This window comes from Paenibacillus sp. CF384 (assembly GCF_900106745.1).
In the GTDB taxonomy this organism is placed as follows: Bacteria; Bacillota; Bacilli; order Paenibacillales; family Paenibacillaceae; genus Paenibacillus_Z.
In genome coordinates this window covers 1-20,086 of sequence record NZ_FNNV01000038.1, presented here as the reverse complement: position 1 = coordinate 20,086, position 20,086 = coordinate 1, and the positions used below count along the sequence as shown (strand labels likewise).

Annotated in this window: 19 protein-coding genes; 3 read left to right on the top strand and 16 right to left on the bottom strand. The window is 52.2% G+C overall.

The genetic code is table 11. The annotated features are described in order from the left end of the window. The coding region (locus BLW29_RS31600) for a hypothetical protein (RefSeq protein ID WP_090986915.1) at positions 1-250 on the top strand (250 nt) is incomplete at its 5' end. Between the two features lie 406 nt (positions 251-656). On the opposite strand, the gene BLW29_RS30805 is transcribed toward BLW29_RS31600, so the two are convergent. From BLW29_RS30805 to BLW29_RS30770, 8 genes are all read right to left on the bottom strand, one after another. Then, positions 657-1,442 (bottom strand): transglutaminase domain-containing protein, encoded by a 786-nt coding sequence (locus BLW29_RS30805; RefSeq protein ID WP_090986913.1) that lies wholly within the window; start codon positions 1,440-1,442, stop codon positions 657-659. Positions 1,443-1,557: 115 nt separating this feature from the next. Further along, positions 1,558-3,582, bottom strand: a complete 2,025-nt coding sequence (locus tag BLW29_RS30800; protein ID WP_090986911.1) for an alpha-galactosidase — start codon at positions 3,580-3,582, stop codon at positions 1,558-1,560. Between the two features lie 117 nt (positions 3,583-3,699). Then, positions 3,700-4,995, bottom strand: a complete 1,296-nt coding sequence (locus tag BLW29_RS30795; protein ID WP_090986909.1) for an ABC transporter substrate-binding protein — start codon at positions 4,993-4,995, stop codon at positions 3,700-3,702. Positions 4,996-5,031: 36 nt separating this feature from the next. After that, positions 5,032-5,916, bottom strand: coding sequence for a carbohydrate ABC transporter permease (locus tag BLW29_RS30790; RefSeq protein WP_090986908.1), 885 nt, complete (start codon positions 5,914-5,916; stop codon positions 5,032-5,034). Beyond that, positions 5,916-6,830 (bottom strand): carbohydrate ABC transporter permease, encoded by a 915-nt coding sequence (locus BLW29_RS30785; protein ID WP_090986906.1) that lies wholly within the window; start codon positions 6,828-6,830, stop codon positions 5,916-5,918. Before BLW29_RS30785 ends, BLW29_RS30790 begins: the two co-directional genes overlap by 1 nt. Positions 6,831-6,954: 124 nt before the next feature. Beyond that, positions 6,955-7,971, bottom strand: coding sequence for a LacI family DNA-binding transcriptional regulator (locus BLW29_RS30780; protein WP_090986917.1), 1,017 nt, complete (start codon positions 7,969-7,971; stop codon positions 6,955-6,957). Between the two features lie 674 nt (positions 7,972-8,645). Continuing rightward, positions 8,646-9,650, bottom strand: a complete 1,005-nt coding sequence (locus BLW29_RS30775; protein WP_090986904.1) for a zinc-binding dehydrogenase — start codon at positions 9,648-9,650, stop codon at positions 8,646-8,648. Position 9,651: 1 nt separating this feature from the next. Then, positions 9,652-10,602 carry a zinc-dependent alcohol dehydrogenase gene (locus BLW29_RS30770; protein ID WP_177186875.1) on the bottom strand — a complete coding sequence of 317 codons (951 nt, stop codon included), beginning with the start codon at positions 10,600-10,602 and terminating at the stop codon, positions 9,652-9,654. Positions 10,603-10,791: 189 nt separating this feature from the next. Between BLW29_RS30770 and BLW29_RS30765 the strand changes: the two genes are divergently transcribed. Beyond that, positions 10,792-11,607 (top strand): helix-turn-helix transcriptional regulator, encoded by an 816-nt coding sequence (locus tag BLW29_RS30765; RefSeq protein WP_090986900.1) that lies wholly within the window; start codon positions 10,792-10,794, stop codon positions 11,605-11,607. Between the two features lie 222 nt (positions 11,608-11,829). On the opposite strand, the gene BLW29_RS30760 is transcribed toward BLW29_RS30765, so the two are convergent. The 8 genes from BLW29_RS30760 to BLW29_RS30730 form a co-directional block, all read right to left on the bottom strand. Further along, positions 11,830-12,102: a hypothetical protein gene (locus BLW29_RS30760; RefSeq protein ID WP_090986898.1), complete on the bottom strand. Its 273-nt coding sequence runs from the start codon at positions 12,100-12,102 to the stop codon at positions 11,830-11,832. A 340-nt stretch (positions 12,103-12,442) separates the two neighbouring features. Next, on the bottom strand, positions 12,443-12,697 hold the full coding sequence (locus BLW29_RS31270; protein WP_143044485.1) for a hypothetical protein: 255 nt from the start codon (positions 12,695-12,697) through the stop codon (positions 12,443-12,445). Beyond that, on the bottom strand, positions 12,612-13,925 hold the full coding sequence (locus tag BLW29_RS30755; protein WP_090986896.1) for a DUF5060 domain-containing protein: 1,314 nt from the start codon (positions 13,923-13,925) through the stop codon (positions 12,612-12,614). The genes BLW29_RS31270 and BLW29_RS30755 overlap by 86 nt, the downstream gene beginning before the upstream one ends. A gap of 26 nt (positions 13,926-13,951) precedes the next feature. After that, on the bottom strand, positions 13,952-15,418 hold the full coding sequence (locus BLW29_RS30750) for a cellulase family glycosylhydrolase (protein ID WP_090986894.1): 1,467 nt from the start codon (positions 15,416-15,418) through the stop codon (positions 13,952-13,954). A gap of 17 nt (positions 15,419-15,435) precedes the next feature. Continuing rightward, the gene (locus BLW29_RS30745) at positions 15,436-16,482 is read right to left on the bottom strand and encodes an NAD(P)-dependent oxidoreductase (RefSeq protein WP_177186874.1); all 1,047 of its coding nucleotides are present in this window, start codon (positions 16,480-16,482) and stop codon (positions 15,436-15,438) included. 17 nt (positions 16,483-16,499) lie between these two features. Then, positions 16,500-16,820 carry an L-rhamnose mutarotase gene (locus BLW29_RS30740; protein ID WP_090986890.1) on the bottom strand — a complete coding sequence of 107 codons (321 nt, stop codon included), beginning with the start codon at positions 16,818-16,820 and terminating at the stop codon, positions 16,500-16,502. Then, the gene (locus BLW29_RS30735) at positions 16,813-17,850 is read right to left on the bottom strand and encodes a Gfo/Idh/MocA family protein (protein WP_090986889.1); all 1,038 of its coding nucleotides are present in this window, start codon (positions 17,848-17,850) and stop codon (positions 16,813-16,815) included. The genes BLW29_RS30740 and BLW29_RS30735 overlap by 8 nt, the downstream gene beginning before the upstream one ends. A 39-nt stretch (positions 17,851-17,889) precedes the next feature. Continuing rightward, positions 17,890-18,687, bottom strand: a complete 798-nt coding sequence (locus BLW29_RS30730) for an HpcH/HpaI aldolase family protein (protein WP_090986887.1) — start codon at positions 18,685-18,687, stop codon at positions 17,890-17,892. A 155-nt stretch (positions 18,688-18,842) separates the two neighbouring features. Between BLW29_RS30730 and BLW29_RS30725 the strand changes: the two genes are divergently transcribed. After that, complete coding sequence (locus tag BLW29_RS30725; RefSeq protein ID WP_090986885.1) at positions 18,843-19,715, top strand: helix-turn-helix domain-containing protein; 873 nt, start codon at positions 18,843-18,845, stop codon at positions 19,713-19,715. Positions 19,716-20,086 lie beyond the last annotated feature (371 nt).

Genomic DNA, 20,086 nt, shown 5'->3' with positions numbered 1-20,086 from the left:
GGTTGGTTTCGGGGTTGGTTTCGGGGTTGGTTTCGGGGTTGGTTTCGGGGTTGGTTTCGGGGTTGGTTTCGGGGTTGGTTTCGGGGTTGGTTTCGGGGTTGGTTTCGGGGTTGGTTTCGGGGTTGGTTTCGGGGTTGGTTTCGGGGTTGGTTTCGATGCCGATGCCGGCTGGTCGGTATCGGTGCTGGTGTCGCCGCTTATGTTGCAGATAATGCAACAGATATCGCAGGAGATGACGCCCATATCGTGATCTGGAAACGATAATGTTGCATAAAGTGCAGCATTTCGACCAACTTAATCCCGAAACTCCGATTATGTTGCATTAAATGCAACATTCTCCCGAAGTTGAAGCCCAAACCGAGATATCGAGACGATAATGTTGCATAAAGTGCAACATATCGACCAATCAAATGCCGAAACTCTGATTATGTTGCATATAATGCAACATTTCTCAGTAGAGGTGCAAGTGCGGCCATAGAGTAGCGCCAATCTAGCGCCAATCTGTCCCCAACGCGCACGAATCTAGCACCTGTCTGTTGCCCACGGCCTCTTGATGCGGCCCGCGGTCCGCACCAAGAGGCCGCGATGGATGCCACAACAAAAAAGGAGCTAAGCACTTTCAGATGCTTAGCTCCTTTTCATACCATGTGAACCCGCTATCGCGTCATCGGATACGCTTTATCCCAGCTGTGATCCTGCTTCATGAAGCGATCATTTTTCAAGAAATACGTACGACTGACTTCACCGGGCCGATCCGGAAGCGGATCATCCCAAGTCACGTCCATGTGATGCCAGCCGTTATTCAGGCGCACCAAATTCCAGAGATGGCTTCCGGAATCAACCTTGCCTTCCACGATTCTCGACTCCACACCTGCATGCGACAGCATACGGTAGGCCAGCAGGGAGTACCCTTGACAGACGGCCGTACCCGTTTCAAGCGCATCCATCGCCGTGTAACGCTGCAGCGTTGTATCGTAAGCCACATGCTTCACAATCCAATCATGAATGTAGGCCACCTTCTCGAGCGGATCCATTTTATCCACGACAACCGAAGGCAATGCTTGAGCAATTAATTGATCCACACGTCTTGTTTGCTCTGCTGTCTCCCGATAGGTAATAGTCAGCTTAATCTTGGCGGCCGTGCCCCAAGTGCGAATCGTATAGAGATACGAGTCCACAATATACGCAATATAATCGTCTGTCGCGAAGGTATCGCGTATAAGCCTCGGGAATTGCTCGGACAACTCTGTGCGATTCCCATCATAGGATATGGAGATTTCCGGCTTCTGCTCGAGCAGCTGCTGCAGGATTTCTGCTTTAAGCTCTTGAAGTGTCGTGCTATTCGATGCCGCTTGGACGACTTTATATTCTCGAAAATCCGAACCAAGTCCCACGAACAGAATCAAAGTGACGAGGGCCAATCTTATTATCAATCGGTGCATGTCCTTTTGACTCCCTTCTACCTGCCTCTTGGCTTACCTATATCCATTATAGCAAAGTGGAATGGATGTAATAAAGCAAAGAAGGAAAATATGGGAAATTAGTCTGATTCCGATATTACACAACCGTCAGTCTATGAAGGGTCAATAATGCCGATTCTTCAATCTCCAGTCCGCTGAAAACAATGCCCTCCGTCATCAACTGCTCCCCTGTATGCACTACCGGTTCCTTTTGATTCTCGCTGGATAGGTACGTCAATTGATAGGCCGCTGCCGCGTCCAGTCCCTGCATGCGAATCGAACGAGTCGCTTCCGCGCCGGGCAGACGGAACACGAACAGCAGATGTTCCTCACCGCTTCGCCTGCTGTATTGAAAAGAAGACCAGCAATCGCCAAGGCCGCCTCTCACCGGCTGTCCGGTCAACCGATACAAATCAGCCGAGCGGACAAAAGGCTTCACCGTTTGTTGATAGACATCAATGTGATGAGCAAGCCGTTCACGCATCCACTCCGGCATCTGCGGCAGCTTCTGTGAAATGCCGAAGCCGCGAAGCATCGCTACTCGGGTGTAATAGTCGAATTGATAGGGCTTGAGATCGGGTGAATTCGGATGAAATTGCTGTTTCTCATAGTTCCATAGAAACTCGGAATAGCTCCAGTGCAAGCAGACATCCGCCGCCAGCATCGTCGTTGCTCCCCAGAAAACTTGCAGACTATGCTCCGGCCAATCCGGATCGCTTAAGAAGGTTGTATGGGTATGACTCATCATCCCAAGATCAATACGAAGTCCGCCGGAGGAGCAGTTTTCCAAAATCACTTCAGGATGTTTAGCACGAACACGATCGAGCATCCGATAGTAACCCTTGTAATGCTCGAAAAGTCCATCTCCGGCACCGTGTCCGTGATCGGTGCAATTACAGCCTGCTTGCGGATCCAAGTTAAAGTCCAGTTTGATCCACTGACAGTTGTAGCCCTCAATCAAGCCATCCAATGTACGGAAAGCCCACTCCTCTACTTCCGGATTTCCAAAACAGAGGTAACCAAGCTGCTCCCCATCTCTGCGTGCAGGGAAGGATGGATGCCGCTTCGATAAATCAGCGGATTTGCCCAGCGCTTCGATCTCGCACCACAGTCCAAACTTCATCCCAAGCTCGTGCACGTAATCCGACAACGCTCGAATGCCACTTGGAAAACGCGTCGTATTCACCATTTCCCAGTCGCCGCGGTTCTCGAACCATTCTGAAGCCGCTTCGGATGGTCCGAACCAACCGGCATCGAGCGTACAAATTTCAATGCCGAGCTTCGCCGCTTCGGCCGCATTGGCTCGGAAAACATCCTCGTTAATCGTCTTGTCCTCGTAGCTCCACCAATGATTCCATTCTGCCGGCAGAGAACGGGAGAATTCATTGCTCACATACCAATGCTTGCGTCCCACTCGAGCAAATTGGATTGACGTGCTATTAAGCTCGCCGCCGCTTCCCGGAGCAATGGCCACATGAATGCCCTCCATGGATTTCCCCGGCTGCAGCACTTTAGAGAATTCCCAATCATTCAGCCCCCCGCTCACTTCGAAACGACTGCCGCCTTCTTTGCCCTCGCCTCGTGCACTTCTTCCACTTTCCCCGGCTCGTTCACAGCGCAATATCCAATTGCCCGACCACATCGGCGATATCGTTAGCAGGTCGCCTTCACTTCCGAAGAGCGTCATCCAAGGATGCATGTCCTTCGACGAGCGTCCTTGCTTTGTTTGCAGAATCACATCCTCATCCGCCAGTTTCAATTGAACCGGTTCGAACTCCGCTCCCCACTCGCTCTTGTAGTGCATTAGCGTCCACGAATCCTCGGGGAGCTGCAATCTGAAGGAATCTACTCGTTCAATGGTCACGGACTCCGTTCCTTCATTACGCACCGATACCCAGCGCTCTACCAGCGAAGTTTCCTCATACGCCAACACATGACTTTCTATGACCAAATCCAGCGTACCGCCATACTCATAGATAGACACGTTATGCAGCGCACCTTCTGCCGCCGCTCTCTCTTCTGTCCCTACTGATCGAAGACCTTCCGTTTGCTCATCTATTCTCAGCCCATTCACATAAACCGCGAAATCCGTCCCGCTAATGACATCCTCTACTCTATTCAATCGTCCGCACTCTCCTGTTCAAGTCACTGGATACTCAATAGCTATCACGATTTTGCAGCAAGCAAAAGGCCGCACCTTAAAGTAGAAATTCTACTTTAAAGCACAGCCTCCTCTTCCCTATTTCTTCGAAATAATTTCGTTCACTTGCTCATCCATTTTCTTCAGCGCTTCGTCCACTGTTATCTTGTTTGCAAAAATTTGATCAACCAGCGGCGTAATTGCTTTATCTTGCGCTTCACGCCATCTGAGGTGATAGATATCGCCGATGTTGCCGTATTTCATCCAGTCGAAGCGAGCCGTTTGGTAGCCTTCCGGCGCCCATGCCGGTGTTTCCACCTTCGAGAGTGCTGTTTTGTTGATCGGAATCCACGATTGCTGCTTCGCCAGCGTTTCTTGGTTCTCGGTCATCGTCCATTTAATGAACTCCCACGCTTGATCCGGGTGCTTCGACTTCTCCGTCATCGCATAACCGCCCATCCAGTATGGAACGACACGTTTGTCTTCCCACTTCGGCATTGGCGCCATATCCCAGTGCAGATCCTTCTTCTCTTTGAGATTACCAAGATCCCAGTCACCGCCAACATACATGGCAATTTTGCCTGTCAAGAAGTCGCCGCCAAGGGCGCTCGATTGTGCCGCATCCGGTGCAACATGATGCTTGTAGATCAGATCCTGCAAGTATTGCAGCGCATTCTTCGTCTCCGGCGTATTAAACGTCAGCTTCTCCGGATCGTGAATGTTCGGTGCCAATGCACCGCCTTGCTCTTGGCTCAGCGCCATCCAGCCCCACCATGCGCCGAGGGACATGCTCGTGCCGAACTGTACGGTTTTGTCGCCTTCTTTGATTGTCAGCTTCTGAGCTGCAGCTAGGTAATCATCCCAGTTCCAGTTCTCGTTCGGGTACGCGACATTCGCTTTGTCGAACAGGTCTTTGTTATAGTACATGACGAGTGTTTGATAGTTTTCCGGTGCAACGTACATGTTGCTGCCATCAAATTTGAACGGCTCGAACAGCTTCTCGTCGTAGTCGGCCATCTTCAGATCGCGGTCGAAGTAAGGCTGAAGATTTTTCATAAGTCCTTTTTTGTACCATGCATAGGCAGGCACATCCCAGTAGAACAAGTCTACAGGCGAGTTCGATGCAAGGGACATCTCGATTTTCTTGAACGTTTCGTCCCATGGCAGGAGCGTCATTTTCACTTGAATGTTCGGGTGCGTATCGTTAAAGCGTTTCACTTTATCTTTCTCTTCATCATCTAAAGCGGGGCCGTTCGACCAACGGATGAAATTGAGTTCAACCTTCTCATCCTTGCTGCCTGTGTTGCCGTTGTCATTCCCGCCGCAGCCATACAAGACCGTGGACAGTGCCATGACGAGCGTCATTACTAGAGCCAGCTTACGTTTGCGAAACATACAGATCCCTCTTTTCTCTGTTTTACGTTATGGTTGTCAACCTTTAACGCCGGTAAATACCATGCCCTTGACGAAAATCTTCTGGCATAGGAAGTACAGAATGACACATGGCGCGATCGCATAAAGCGACGCGGCCATCAGGAGATGAAGATCAGGTGCGCTTCTTGCAGAGCCTTGGAAGTAGGACAGCCCCAGCGCCAAAGTACGCTTATTCTCATCCGTCAAATAAATGAGCGGTCCCATAAAATCATTCCAAGTTCCCATGAACGTGAACACGCCTACCGTAACAAGCACCGGCTTGCTGAGCGGAACCATGATCCGCGCCCATATGCCATACGTGTTGCACCCGTCGATCCGCGCCGAATCCTCGAGCTCGTAGGGGATGCCCATGAAGAACTGCCGCATCATGAAGATGAAGAATGCGCTTCCAAACCAAGCGGGAATGATGAGCGGCAGGAAGGTGTCCACCCAGCCCAGCTTGTTGAAGAACAGATAAATCGGCACCATCGTTACGGCGCTCGGCAGCATCATTGTTGCCAGCAGCACGAGGAAGATAAAATTGCGTCCAGGCGCATTCAGCCTTGAGAAGCCATACGCGGCGAAGGAGCAAGAGAACAGCGTTCCAATCATGACGAATACGACAATGAAGAGCGAGTTCTTCGTATATAAGCCAAACGGAAAGGTTGTAAAAGCTTCCACGTAGTTATGCCATTGCATCGGCTGCGGGATCCACTGCGGCGGGAAGATGTAGACATCCGCTTTGAGCTTCAACGAAGTAGACAGCATCCATGCGAATGGAATCAGAATAATGATGGAGCCGATGCAGAGCAGCAGATAGCTGAATAGTTTGGACATGAGCTCTGATTGACTGCGAGAGAGCTTTCTACGGACAGGCGCATCTGTTTGTGTGATCGTGTTCATTATTTTCCCGACCTCCTGTTCCCTTCGTAGAAGACCCACATCGGCGATGATTTGAAGATGATTAACGTGAACGCCAGAATGATGAGGAAGAGCACCCAAGCCAGTGCAGACGCATAACCCATTTGCAAATAGTCAAAAGCATTACGATATAAGTACAGCACGCTGAACAGAGTTGCGTTGTTCGGTCCGCCTGCCGTCATGATGAAGCCTTCCGTGAATACTTGAAGCGCTCCGATAATGCCGGTAATCAAATTGAAGAAAATAACCGGCGAGAGCATAGGAAGCGTAATATGCCGAAATTGCTTGCGTTTATTCGCTCCGTCAATCTCCGCGGCCTCGTAGAGATCCGTTGGAATGCCTTGCAGGCCGGCCAGATAGACCAGCATGCTTCCGCCAACACCCCATAGTCCCATAATAATGATCGGCGGCAGTGCCCACTGTTCATCGATGAACCATTTCGGTCCTTCGAAGCCGATTAAGCTGATCGCCCAGTTGATGAGCCCGAAATCCGGATTGAAGATCCACTTCCACAGCAATGCAACCGCAACCCCCGACATGACCGCAGGCAAGTAAAAGATCGTTCGGAAGAAGAAGATGCCCTTAATATTCTTGTTGAGCAGCAGTGCCAGCGCCAAGGAAACGACCAGTCCGAGCGGTACGCTCACGACGGAGTAGATCATCGTTACCTTAAGCGATTGCCAGAACAGGGAGTCCTTGAACAATTCGATGTAATTGTCCAGCCCGACCCATCTCGGCGTGCTCAGTATATCGTAGTCCGTAAAGCTGAAATAGGCAGACGCCGCGATTGGTCCCAGCATGAAGAATAACAGGCCGAGTATCGCAGGACTCATAAACACGTAACCATCCAGCGCTTCACGTCTGGACCGGGTCCACCATCTTTTCTTTGTGTTCATACTCGTCGTTCACCTCCAAGATCGTTTGGAATTAAACTTATTTTCGGTTTTCCGAAACGTTTCGGAAGCCCGTCTGAAAAAGAGCGCTGCTGCTCTCCTCAATTTGCTCACTACTGCCAGCTTCCTAAGGTATCGCTCTCGTGCTCTCTCGAATAATTAATTCATTTTGCAATACGATCTTGCGGTCCATTTGGCGGTTCTCCATCATATCGATGACGAGCTGCGCTGCCTGGTAACCCATCTCGTATTTATCTTGACGGATTGTTGTCAGCTTCGGCGAGCAGTAGGCTGCTACCGGGATGTCGTCATAGCCGACGATCGACAGCGATTGGGGGACTTGCCGCTTCAGCATCTCCATTGCGCGGAGCGCGCCGAGTACCATTAAGTCACTCGCCGAGAACACCGCCGTTACTTCGGGATGATTAAGCAAGATGCGGTGCATCGCCTCGCAGCCGCCGTCTTCTGAGAAGTTGCCGTCGAAGACGAGTTCCGGATCGTAAGGAATTCCGGCTTTCTCCAATGCTTGCTTGTAGCCCTCCAGCCTTCGGATACTGACCGCTGCTTCGTTATGGCCGTTGATCATCGCGATCTTGCGATGCCCAAGCTCCAGCAGATGATTGACCGCTAGCGTTGCTCCGTACACATTGTCCGTTGTAACATGGCCTGCGTTCTTGCTTTCGACCGGAATGTCGATCAGCACGCACGGGTAATCGGCTTTGCTTACAATCTCCTCCAAATACGGATCATTCACCCGTAAGCCGAACACAATCGCGCCGTCCACGCCGCGCTCCCTGCATAGATCCGAATAGGATTTCTTCAGCTGTTTCTTGGAGCTTGTGCTGAATAGCAGAATATCGTAATCGAGCATCGTCGAGCAGTCATTGATGCCGCACAAGATCTCATAGGCGAGCGCATCCTTGACGCCTGCCCGGTTAATATCCGAGATGATGACGCCGATCGTTCTTGATTTCTTCATCACCAGACTTCTGGCAGCAGCGCTTGGTCGATAATTCATTTCTTCGGCTGCCTGCTTGATTTTCTTGCGCGTTTCCTCATTGACGTCGCTGTATCCGTTAAGCGCTCTTGATACAGTCGTAACCGACAATCCGGTTGCTTTAGCCAGGTCTTTAATGGTGGTCACCACTTGCACATCCTCTATCGAAACGTTTCGAGTTGATTATGGACTCAGTATAGGTCAAAATGACAGCGTTTGCAAGATCTAAATTAGGGGACAAACAGCGAGGAGCGGCCGGCTGTTTGTCCGTTAATTCGCCGCTGATGTGATGCAATGAGGGCTCCTATTTTGCTAGATTCGGTGGCTTGACGGTGATGTGTTGCTCTGGGAGCTACACATGTGCTAGATTCGCCTACTTTAGGCTGATGTGTTGCTCTGGCAGCTACACATTTGCTGGATTTGCTTACTTACTACTGATGTGTTGTCCTGGGGACTACTCTTTCGCTAGATTCGGTGGCATGACGGTGATGTGTTGCTCTGGCAGCTACACATGTGCTAGATTCGCTTACTAACTGCTGATGTGTTGTCCTGGGAGCTACTCTTGCTCCACCCCCACAGGTTTTCCGCTCGAGAGTTGCTCTCAGAGCCGCTCTTTCTATTCATTCACTAACTAACCAATTATTTGTTGTCCTAAAGGTCGCACTTTGCCAGTTTCCCGCACATGTGCGGTACCTGCTACCTCTCTTGATGCTACTTCGCCCATTTCCTCGCCACCAACCACTTCCCCACGGGTTGAGCATAAATAAGAGCCATCTCAAAAGTTGTCCTTCACACTTTTGAGATGGCTCTTGAATGACATTTTATACTTGCCGCCAATCCAAAATGACCCCTAAGCATGGGCTTTTCGGGGCAGTTATCAGCTCCCATGCTTCGGCAGCATCTTCTGCAGGAAACCGATGCGTGATCAGCTGTTCGGTCGTCAGCCAACCTTCTTGGATGGCTGCTATCGTAGCTGCCATTCGATCTGCCGACCAGCCAGATGGGGTATGCAGCGTGATCTCCTGCTCACGAAGCTTCTGAATATCGATCATTCCCGCTTCGCCCAGGTAGCCTGCCGAAACGAGGTGGCTGTCGTGTTTCATATGCGGCTGCAGCTTGCGGAATGTGTCGAGGCTGCCCACCGTGTCAATCACAATGGCGAGCTGCTTGTTCTCACTCTCCAACACTTGCGCGGGATCGCTGATATGGCCATTGATCGGAGTAGCATAGCCGCCTGCAACGGCAAGCTTCAGCCTCTCTTCCCGATGTCCGAGCAGATACACCTGCGCTCCTCGATGAGCCAGCGTCTGCGCTGCCCATTGGCCAACGAGCCCGTCGCCGATTACAACCGCAATGTCTCCCGCCGCAACCGGCGGCCGCATGCCGCAGTTATAGCCGACTTGCGTCAGCACCGTGCCGGAGTATGCCAGCGGCTCCGGCCCCTCCTCCGATAGCTTCCACACTTGGGAGCCGTCTGTAACGGAAGGATTGATGTGACCGCCAAAATCAAAGTACATGCCATCTACTTTGCTGACCGATGCGAATACGCGATCCCCTGCTTTTACATGCGTCACTGCTGCTCCGGCTGAAATAACACGCCCAACCTTCTGATAACCGGGTACATGAGGGAAGGGCCAAGGCCCCCCATCCGTATATGGAACCTCGCCTGAAATACGCTCCCCTCGGAAGAATGACGATTCGGTTCCGATGCTGATCCAGGAATATTCGAGCTCAATAACGACATCACGATCAGTAGGTTCAGGTACTTCTACGGTCCGAACGCTCACCACTTCTTTTGTTTCGAAGACGACTGCCAATGCTTTCATATTAGAAACCCTCCTGCAGGTTGAAGCAAATCTTGATTGCTTGCTGCGTTCTAAGAAGCTCGACGCCGCGCTTGTATTCCCTAAAAGAGAGCTCCACCGTTTGCAGACATTCCGTGTTGAAGGCCGGATTGCTTAGTGCATCCAGCAGCAGGTGCCGGTCCCGCTTCGTAACGGGGTGATAGCGGTACGATTCCAGCTTTGTTCCTTTGTACCAATACGATTCCGGGTACGTAATATTGCCCTTCAGTACGCCGAATATGATGACATGTTCCTCAGTGCGATCAAGCACGTTCTGCACAGATGCTGAATAGCCTACGCAATCGTATCCAAGATCGAATCTACGATCTCCGAGATCATCGGCATGTACCGCCTCGCCGCCCAGGGATAGCCCATTTACGAAATCAACGCGCTCTCTATTCACATCGATTGCCGTCACCTTTGCGCCCCAATGTGAAGCGAGTTGCATCGCCAGAATACCCGCAGGACCAAGTCCTGCAACTAACATCGACTTGCCTTGCATATCATCAAACTGATCTAGTCCATACATGACGCATTTGAGCAGCTCCGACGAAACGGCGCGCTTATCCGAAATGTGGTCCGGAAGCTTCAACAAGTCGTTCTCCCGGTAAGCCATGTATTCTGCATACGCACCAAAGCCAGGTGATACATGCTCCAGCGCCACTACGCGATCGCCGGGAACGAAGCCCTGAACGCTCGCGCCGACTGCCTCCACAACACCAACCGCTTCATGTCCAGGGAAGCCCGGGGGCAGCGGATAATCCGGCTGGCGATTCTGGATGAACATATCCTTACCGCCCATCATATGCAGATCCCAACGCGGACAGGTTGCAACAAGATGGATACGAACTAGCAGTTGATCATCCTTGATTTCGGGAACCGGCACTTCAATGGATTCATACTGGTCAACGCCTGTAATCTGGATCGCTTTCATGTGCTTCATCTCCTTTTGGACTAGCCCTATTTGACTGGTCCTGCTACTTCTTAGGATAAGCGCTTACAAGCCGGATGTCTTTGCACTTCATAGTGATGGTGAAGGTAATGCAATGCAATTCAACCGTTTACGGGCATTGTGGTGCATGATATGATTTGCACATCATTGACATGTTGAGAGAGGGGGGATATGGTGAGGATCCGAAAACATGGCTTAGCTGAAGTGGAAGGAGCTGTTGGCAGCCGCGCCGGAGGCGTTCATCCGTACGGTGAGCTGCTCTGCATTACAGAGGGTGAGGCTGATTTGGAATGGTCAGGGATGACGTATCATGCTGATGGAACGGCTTTATTTGTGATTTTGCCGAATACGCCGCATCAGCTTGTTCAGCGATCGCATCGACTATGTTATTGGTTTGTTGAATTCCATGATGAGGATGCCGCTGCACTGCCGAGCGTTGATCTAATATATCGCTGGAACAGCATGCAATCGGACATTAGTTGGAGTAGTGCGCCTTATCCGGCGATGCGTGCTGCTTTTGAGGCAGTCCGGATGCTGATGATGGCTGAAACCTCGCTTGCCCCGGCTATTTTTCAAGAAGCGCTCTTGTCGGATCTACACAAACTGCTTGTGTTCATCCCTAATATCACGGCATTGACGCCGCAGTCTCCCAGCTACTCTTCCGGTGAGGTACTCGTCACGGAGGTGCTGCGTTTCTTGGAATCGGTTTTCCCCCAATCGATTTCGCTGCAGACCATCGCCGATTATACCCACTACAATCCCTCGTATCTCGTGCGCCTATTCCGGCAGCATACCGGAAAGACACCATTCAGTTACTTAAACGAGCTCCGGCTCGCGGCCGCTTCCCAGTATCTGCTGCATTCGGATATGACCGTGCAGCATGTCTCACAGGCATGCGGTTTTCAGAGTATTCATTACTTCAGCCGGACCTTCAAGAAACAATTCGGCGTGTCGCCGAGCGAGTGGCGTAAGCCGACGCGGACTTGACTGGGTTAAGGCATTGCTGCTGGGAGTCGAATTCCCGACTCCTAGCAGTCTCGCGCTGATTCAGGAGCGGAATCAGTTGCCACTCTATACGAGCTCCCCCGAATGTAGACGTCTAGGTTAGCTACTTTCTCCCATTTCCCCGCATTCCCGCCATGTAGACATCTAGATTAGCTACTTTCTCCCATTTCACCGCATTCCCACCAATGTAGACGTCTAGGTTAGCTACTTTCTCCCATTTCCCCGCATTCCCGCCATGTAGACGTCTAGATTAGCTACATTCTCCCATTTCCACGTATTCTCGCCAATGTAGACTTCTAGGTTAGCTACTTTCTCCCATTTCCCCGCATTCCCGCCAAAGTAGACTTCTAGGTTAGCTACATTCTCCCATTTCCACGTATTCTCGCCAATGTAGACTTCTAGGTTAGCTACTTTCTCCCATTTCCCCGCATTCCCGCCAATGTAGACTTCTAGGTTAGCTACTTGTCTATCAAGCATTAGTGACGGCTGATTGCTGCTCCGAATTTTGGTGCGATGTACCCCAACCAGTGAGTTACTTGTCTATCGAGAATCTGCAGCGCTTGTTTACTCCTACGAGTTTCGCCCCAATTAAGCCTAGATTAGCTACTGTTCCACTCCAATGAACGGTACCCCGTACCTCTCTTTAGCCCAAACCCACCATTCCACGCCAAGTATCCCGTACCTCTCTTCAGCCCAACCCTACCATTCCACGCCAATGTGCGGTACCTCGTACCGCTCCTCGACCGGCCGACGAACGAACGCGAAAGGCTGCCCCCATCATCCATCCAATCAGATGATAGGCGCAGCCCTTCAACAGCTAGATTCGTTCCAAGACCAGCACCCAGTCTTGGAAGATTTTAAACGCGCCGGTGCTCCATTTGCCGTCCGAATCTGGGACAATCGTCGGCCCAAAATCATGTTCATCGCCTGTAGCCGGGTCGAACATGAACGCGCGATAAGTGACATCCTGCTCGATGCCGAGCACTTCAACACCGCTGAAAGCGAGCAGGAACGGCGCATAGATGACGCGAACCTGCCCCGGAATGCCTGCCGCGTATGGCCTCGCCGTCACTGGTACGTCCTCTGTCTCCGCATTCAGCCACTGCGGCTGCGGCTCGAAGGACCACCACATGACCACATGCCCCGCCGAGCATGCACGTCCAGAACGTGAAACGCTGAATATCTTGATAGCTGGTGCCGCCGATGCCTTCGTAGCATACCTCGGAATTAATAACCGGCGTACGCGGCTCCCTGGCAACCGACTCCTGAATCATGCGGACCGTCGGCTCAAGCGAGATATAGGCGCCATGCCCCGTTTGCAGCATATCCAGATCCAGAACAGCAGCATCCTCCACCATGTTGTGCCCGTATTGCGTTGGGTGGATGGTGAGCAATCTGCCAAACGGATCGGTATCTTTGACATAAGCCGCCATAGCCGTCCATTCCTTGCGCAGCCGCTCCACGTAGAGCTGTTTCTGATCCGGATTCTTGAACGCATCCCACTGATAATACGGCATATCGGCCTCACCACAGAGGCACCAAGCAACCGGATAAGCACCATATCGGGCGATCAAGTACTCCCACTGCTTCTGAATCACATCACGTCCGGCAAAATCAAAATAATACCCCCAACACGCCACGATACATGGAAGCAGCCCGGACTCCACCATCCATTCAATCTTCGGATCAGCAGCGTCGAAGAAGGCCGGATTGATGCGGGCAAAACCTTCCTCCCAAGCCTGCCCGCCTTCATTGCTGCCGCGCGGATCGAACGGTCCCATGTCGGGATAGAGTCCGGCAACGACTTGGATGACGGTGAAACCTTTTTCGATGCGATCTTGAGCCAGCCATTTGAAATCCTCCGGCCACTTCAACCGATCCGTCAAGGACATCCACCACGTATCGCCGAGCCAGAAGAACGGCTTGCCATCGCCATGCGCCAGATAGCTGCGACTTGCAGCAGCCCGCGGACTGCCATGCAGATACAGCGGATTATCACCCGTATAGGCCGTAACCTCAATCGTTCCCTCTTGCCCATGCAGACTGATATTCGTACTGTCCGAGCAAACCGTTCGATACCGATGCACGCCGACTTGATCAGAGGAATAGCGAAACTTCCACGTCTGCCCACCGCCCCAGAACCCCGGCACCGCACGTTCCCTGCCATCCGGTGATACAATCACGACTTGCATGCCGATATCGTTAAAAGGATCCGGATACGCCGTGCCCGAATGGTACGCCCATTCCGTCACTTGATTTTGCATGATGATGCTCGCCATTCCCTTGATCAGTCCCTTCATCCCTTAAGATTAACCCACTCCTACAACTACTCCACGTTGATCCGAATCGTCAAATCATGCTGGAAATCCGGCAGCCGAATAACGGTTCCAGCCGCTCCGCTTATGCGAATAGATGGAGAATAGAGACCTGTTGCCGGGTCGAAGCAGCGAACACGATAATTGCCATCAGGCAAATTAACAATCAGTTCCTCTGATACAAGAGGCGAGCCGGCTCCCTCCTCCGTAAGCTCCCTCTCATCTGCCACGTAGATGTGATACTCTTCGCCCGGGATGCCGAGCGTGCAAGTAACCGAATGTTTCGGCTCCCCAAGAACGAAGTCCGGCAACGGTCGCGCCTCAGCAAGATCGATAGCATGTATATATGCAGACAAATGCTTCATCCAAATTCTAATATGCCGCTGGGAAGCTGGCGTTCCGGCTTCAACGTAATTAATAATGGAAAAATCGATATAGTCATAATGGCAGCCGCTCATGAGTGTCGCCCACGCGCGCTTGCGATGAATCGTCCAACCGTCCGGATCCTTGTACTGACTGGCAACGTTATCTTCATCCAGATTAAGCGGCTTGCTCTCGTTCCGCGTAGCCAAACAATAGTCCCGTACTTCGCGCAGCCGAAGCTGCTTCGACATGAACTCCCCCATATGGTAGCCGCGTCCCCCGTAGGTCGTGTTCGGCAGCGGATGCATATTGACGATATCAATGACGAAATCGCCAAACGACAAGTCCGACGATTGCTCCCAAGGCTCGTAGATGAATGCCCCTTGCCCTGCGATCATATGCTTGTTCGGCAGCCCAGCTTCCGTCTCGCGGATCACCTCGGCTATCGCCATCTGCCAAGCATTCACCTCCTGCGGCGTCGGGTGCTCGCTGCTCCCAGGGAAACTCCCGCCGGGTTCATTGCAGATCTCGTAGAAAATATTATCGTAGCGGTTCGTTTCCTCTACGATCTTGCGGACATGCGCGAGCTGACGTTCAAACAGCTTCGGAGCGCGCATCGTATTGTAATCGGTCCATGGAATGGACTCTATATCGCTAATCGTGTTCGCGGCATTGAGCGGGTTGAGGTTCCATACGCTTTCACCATAAGTATTGCTGAGAAGGACAACCTCTACGATGATGCCATAATCGGATGCGAGGGATAGAAACCGATGCAAGCGGTCGAAGAATTCCGGATTCCAGGCGTCCAAATCAAACTTTGGCTGCCAGTCCAAAGCTTTCTCCGGTCCTACCCGAGGATACGGGGCGATATAATCCGGCGATTCCGGCTTGCAGGTGGAATAAGGATTGCAGTGACTTTGCTGCTCACGAAACAGCATGAATAACCTCGTGAGCGTCTGCTGCTTCTCATGAGCGTCGGCCAGATATTTGGCGAAGTCGAACGGACGGTTGATGACCGCGCCGTAATGCTCGGTTGCGCATACGAGAACCAGCGGTTTGCCGCGAAACTCGAACACGCGGCTGTTCCTAGGATGTTGGCGAATCGGAATAGCCACTGCACACACCGCTCCTTTCATCCTCGCTCAATTGTGGAGAATCGTTCCAGCTTCCTTATGAATCCCGGGCGCGCAAGCACTTCCCGGTTCACAACATTGGCAGGTGCTGAACCGCTCGCGACATCCATAATGGCATTCGTGGTATCCGCCCATAATCCTCCAACCATCTCCTCTGTCCAACAAAGACTGTGCGGGGTCACAATCACATTGTCCATATGTAGGAGCGGCGAGTCGCTCACGAAGGGTTCTTCCTCGAATACATCCAGTCCGGCGCCGCTTATCCAGCCTTCTTGCAACGCGCTCACCAATGCTTGCTCATCCACGATACCGCCACGTGCCGTATTAATCAGGAAAGCAGATCGCTTCATAGCCCGCAGCTGATCGTATGAAATGAGGTGGAACGTCTCCTTAGATAAGAAACAATTGATCGTCAGATAATCCGAACTTTCACATAAGGTCTGCAGGTCAACAAGTTCCACGCCATACGAGGCCGCCACTGCCGGATCGGCGTAGGGGTCATATGCAATCGAGGTCATCTCGAAGCCGCGCGTCATACGGAACAATTCCTTGGCGATGTTGCCGAATCCGACGGAGCCAAGGGTCTGGCCGGTAATTCGGTAGCCTGGATAATCAATCCGATCTTGCCATCGTTTCTCCGCAATCAGCCTGCTCTTCACGGGGAGTCGATGAGCAAGCGCCAGCATATGCGTCATGATGGCATACGCCACCGGCTTGCGAATGCCTTGAGGCGTAATCGTGACTGCGATGTCAGCCTCCGTGCAAGCTTGCACATCCACCATGTCATAGCCGACACCATATCGCGCAATGACGATCAGGCGATCGGCGGCTGCAGACAAGGCTTCTGCCGTGTACCGAGGCGTTAAGCTGATTACACCGTCGTAGTGCTGCAATTGCTCCGCCGTTACTGTGTTCAGATGCTCGTCGAAGTAAGACGGTTGAATGTGATTTTGCCGTGAGATCCGCTCTATGCCCTCCGTTCCGAAGGCCGGCTCTCCCCGGCTGTTCAAGAAATCGCGCGTGAGTCCGAGCTGAAAGGTCGCCACCTCGCGTCGCCTCCTTCCTACTCCATATGGAATACGATGCGATCCAGCACTTCCATGCCGCCTGTCGTCACATCCGTCACCAGCACATCGGACATATACGCTTCCCATCTCACTGTATCTGGATTCGCCTGAAACCGAGCCCACGCCGGGGCAAAAGCATCTTCGGATTCAATCGTCGCATACAGCCTGTTGTCCTTCATAAAAGTAATAAAATTACTGAAGCCCGCCTCGCGCAGCGCTGCGATAACCTCCGGCCAGACGGCTTCATGGCGCCTGACATACTCCTCTTCCATCCCTCGCTTGCACTCGTAGAAGAACAAATACTTCGTTTTAGCCAATGCGCTCGACCTTCTTTCCGACTTGATAGGCAGCCTCGATAATCTCCATCGTCTTCAAATATTCCTCACCAGAAGTAACAAACGGCAGCCCGCTCTCAATGCCATCGATAAAATGCTGATGCAGCCGATTATGCGACTCTTGAAAAGCTTCCTGCGGTCGCGGAATCTGCTCCACAGTACCATCCGTTCGAAGCAGGAGCATTTCGCCGTCTGCGTTCAAGCGAAGCGTGGCCTCGCTCCCCTCGATCACTACGTACTCCATTAAATTCTCGCCGCCCGGCAGCGTATAGCTCCCGTCCCGGAATTCCCGCGAAGCCCATGAAGCTTCAAGCATGCCGGTCATTGCCGTATGATGGAAGATGACAATCGCCAGATCATCGCCTTTAATATGGGGGCTGACCCGCTTCGTGACGGCGGTAATGCCGTCAGGTTCTCCGAACAACGACCTATAGCTGTCGATGTAATGCGGTCCCATCTCATACAGCAGCAGTCGCTCCATATCGCGGAAGTAAGGCTGCGTCATCTTGGCGGGATCGTCGAAGCGAGGAGTGAAGAACCATTTTGCGCTTATTTTGGCATAGGAGACCTCACCAAGAACGCCGCTATCCAGCACGCGCTTCATCGCGAGATAATGACCCTGCCAGCGCCAGCCTTCGGCTACCATGAGCCGCACTCCGTTCTCTTGGCAGATGGCAACCATCCTGCGGCATTCCTCCATCGTAGGGGCAAAAGGCTTCTGGCATAACACATGCTTGCCGGCTCGAGCCGCTATCTCCACCATCTCTAGATGCGTGTCGGGACGTGTGATAACGTCAACAATATCGATATCCGGATGCTGGACGGCTTCGTGCAAGGACGTATACAGCTGGTCGTCCGTTAACCTGTACATCTGCGCTTTCTTCGCCAGCTTCGGCGGATTGCGATCGGCGATTGCCGCAATGCGAACATTGCTTAATGAGCCCCATGCTTGAAAATGAACATCGGACCAGTAGCCCATGCCCACCATACAAACGTTCCATTGTCGCACCATTTTAACCTTGGCCCCTTCATTGCCCGTTTTGCTCTCCCTTTAGAACCACAGATGGGGCTTCGGCTCCCGCCCGACTGCACGCATCGCGCTTTCCATGGATCGGATCATGAGGCCGATGTCGGAGCCAAGCCCCACCATGTTGAAGCCTTGCTCCTGCCTGAGCTTCGCATCCTCTGCGTTCATGCTCATTAAGCCTGAAGCGATGCCAAGCTTGGCTGCAGCGGCTCGCACATTCAGAATGATTTCAGCTATGCCGGGTCCTTCCCAATCCCCTAAGTATCCGTAGGATGCCGACAAATCCGCAGGTCCGAAAAAGATGGCTTCAAGCCCCGGAACCTGTAAAATCTGCTCGATATCGTCCACTGCATCCTTCGTTTCGATCAGCGGGATGATGAGCGTTTCCTCGTTCGCATCCTTCAAGTAATCCTGCATCCCCATTCCCCATTTGACGGACCGTTCGCCTCCGATGCCTCGCACTCCCTCTGTCGGATAACGGCCGTAGCTCATGCCCGCCTCCAGGTCCTCTCGACTTCGAACAAGCGGAAGCACCACGCCATGTGCGCCAAGATCGAGCACCCGCTTCACGATACCTTGTTCGATACTCGGTACCCGAACAAGCACTGCTGTGTCTGAACCCCGGACCGTTCTGACATGCTCCATGACTTCCTTCAAGTCCAAATGTCCATGCTCCATATCCACGCAGATCCAGTCCGTGCCCATCATGATTGCCGCCTCGGTGATAGACGGACTTTCAAGCGTTATCCATACCCCTGTTGTTGGCTGGTTTGCTTGCAGTTTACGACGTAACGGGTTTCGCGCCGTTCTATTGACCGCCAAACGTACTCCTCCTTACCTTGACAGCAATTCCTCGATTGCTGCGCGGCTTTCTGTGTGTATAATTTAATTGTAGCGCTTTCAACACCGCTGTCAGCGACGATTCTTTACCAATTATCTACGCTATTTGACTTTAGAGAAGGACGGGGAGCTGCGGCATGCGAACGTCGTATTATTTTGACAATATCGAGGAGCCTGTTATCCTTCCCTTCACCCCGCTCGCTGTCTCGCGCAAGCTGCCGTATCAGCTGTGTACGGTGGGACATGTTCATTTCGCCGAGAAGTTCTATACCGAACGGGAGAAGCAGAAAAACTACCAAATCATCTTCACCGATGAAGGCAGCGGAATCCTGACCTATGAAGGCAAAAAGGTTGTGCTGGACCGCGGCAAAGTCGCCTTAATCAACTGTTTCGGCCATCATCATTATCACACCGGCGATTCCGGCGCATGGAAATATCGGTTTCTGCATATTAAGGGCAGCGGCGTGCCTGCCTTCTACGATACGATCAACCCGAGCGGCTTGGCCCCGGTCACGCTGCAGCATTCTTCGGAGTTTAATAGCTGTTTTGACAAAATCATGCGGTACGTCGAGGCCGGCGATCATCAGAGCGATCTTGCGATTCCGGTGCTTATTATGCGAATCCTGACGGAGCTGTCCTTGAATCGCAATCGCGGCGAAGGCGCGCGGAAGACGGAATATCACCAGCAGGTGATTGAATCGGCGATCCTTTTCATGGAGGCGCAGCTGAGCCGCGGCGATTTCAGCGTAGCCGAGGTCGCGAGGCATGCGGGCTTCAACGAGAGCTACTTCTCCCGCCTCTTCAAACGGATGACCGGCACCTCGACGCAGGAGTACCTGATGCGGCTGCGCATTGACCGGTCGAAGCATCTGCTGAAGAAGTCGATGTCCTCCGTCTCCGAGGTCGCCTACGAGGTCGGCTTCGAGAACGTGAACGTCTATATCCGCGATTTCAAGAAATTGACCGGTGTAACACCGCTCAAATATCGCTTGTTCGCGGACGGTGTGTAGGGACAGGCTGGGTCGCTCACGCGAGTATCCGCCTGCTCCTACCGATTTTCGGTCCGATAGAGAGCCATCTGCTCCTCCCCTATTCCTGCCTGTAAGTAGAATGTTGCATATTGTGCAACATTCCACTTACTTCGTACCCCCTTGGAGGAAAATGTTGCATTTTATGCAACATCATCCCCGTAATTAGCCCATTTTCCTGCCCTACACCGTAAAATGTTGCATTCTATGCAACAATCTGCGATATTAACCTACTTTCACCGTGAAATGTTGCATGTTATGCAGGTCTGTTGATTAACCAGAATTTAGGTTACGGTAAGACGAAAAGGCTCGTCAAATAAACCGTCCATTCCAGTGGCAGATCATTTCTACTG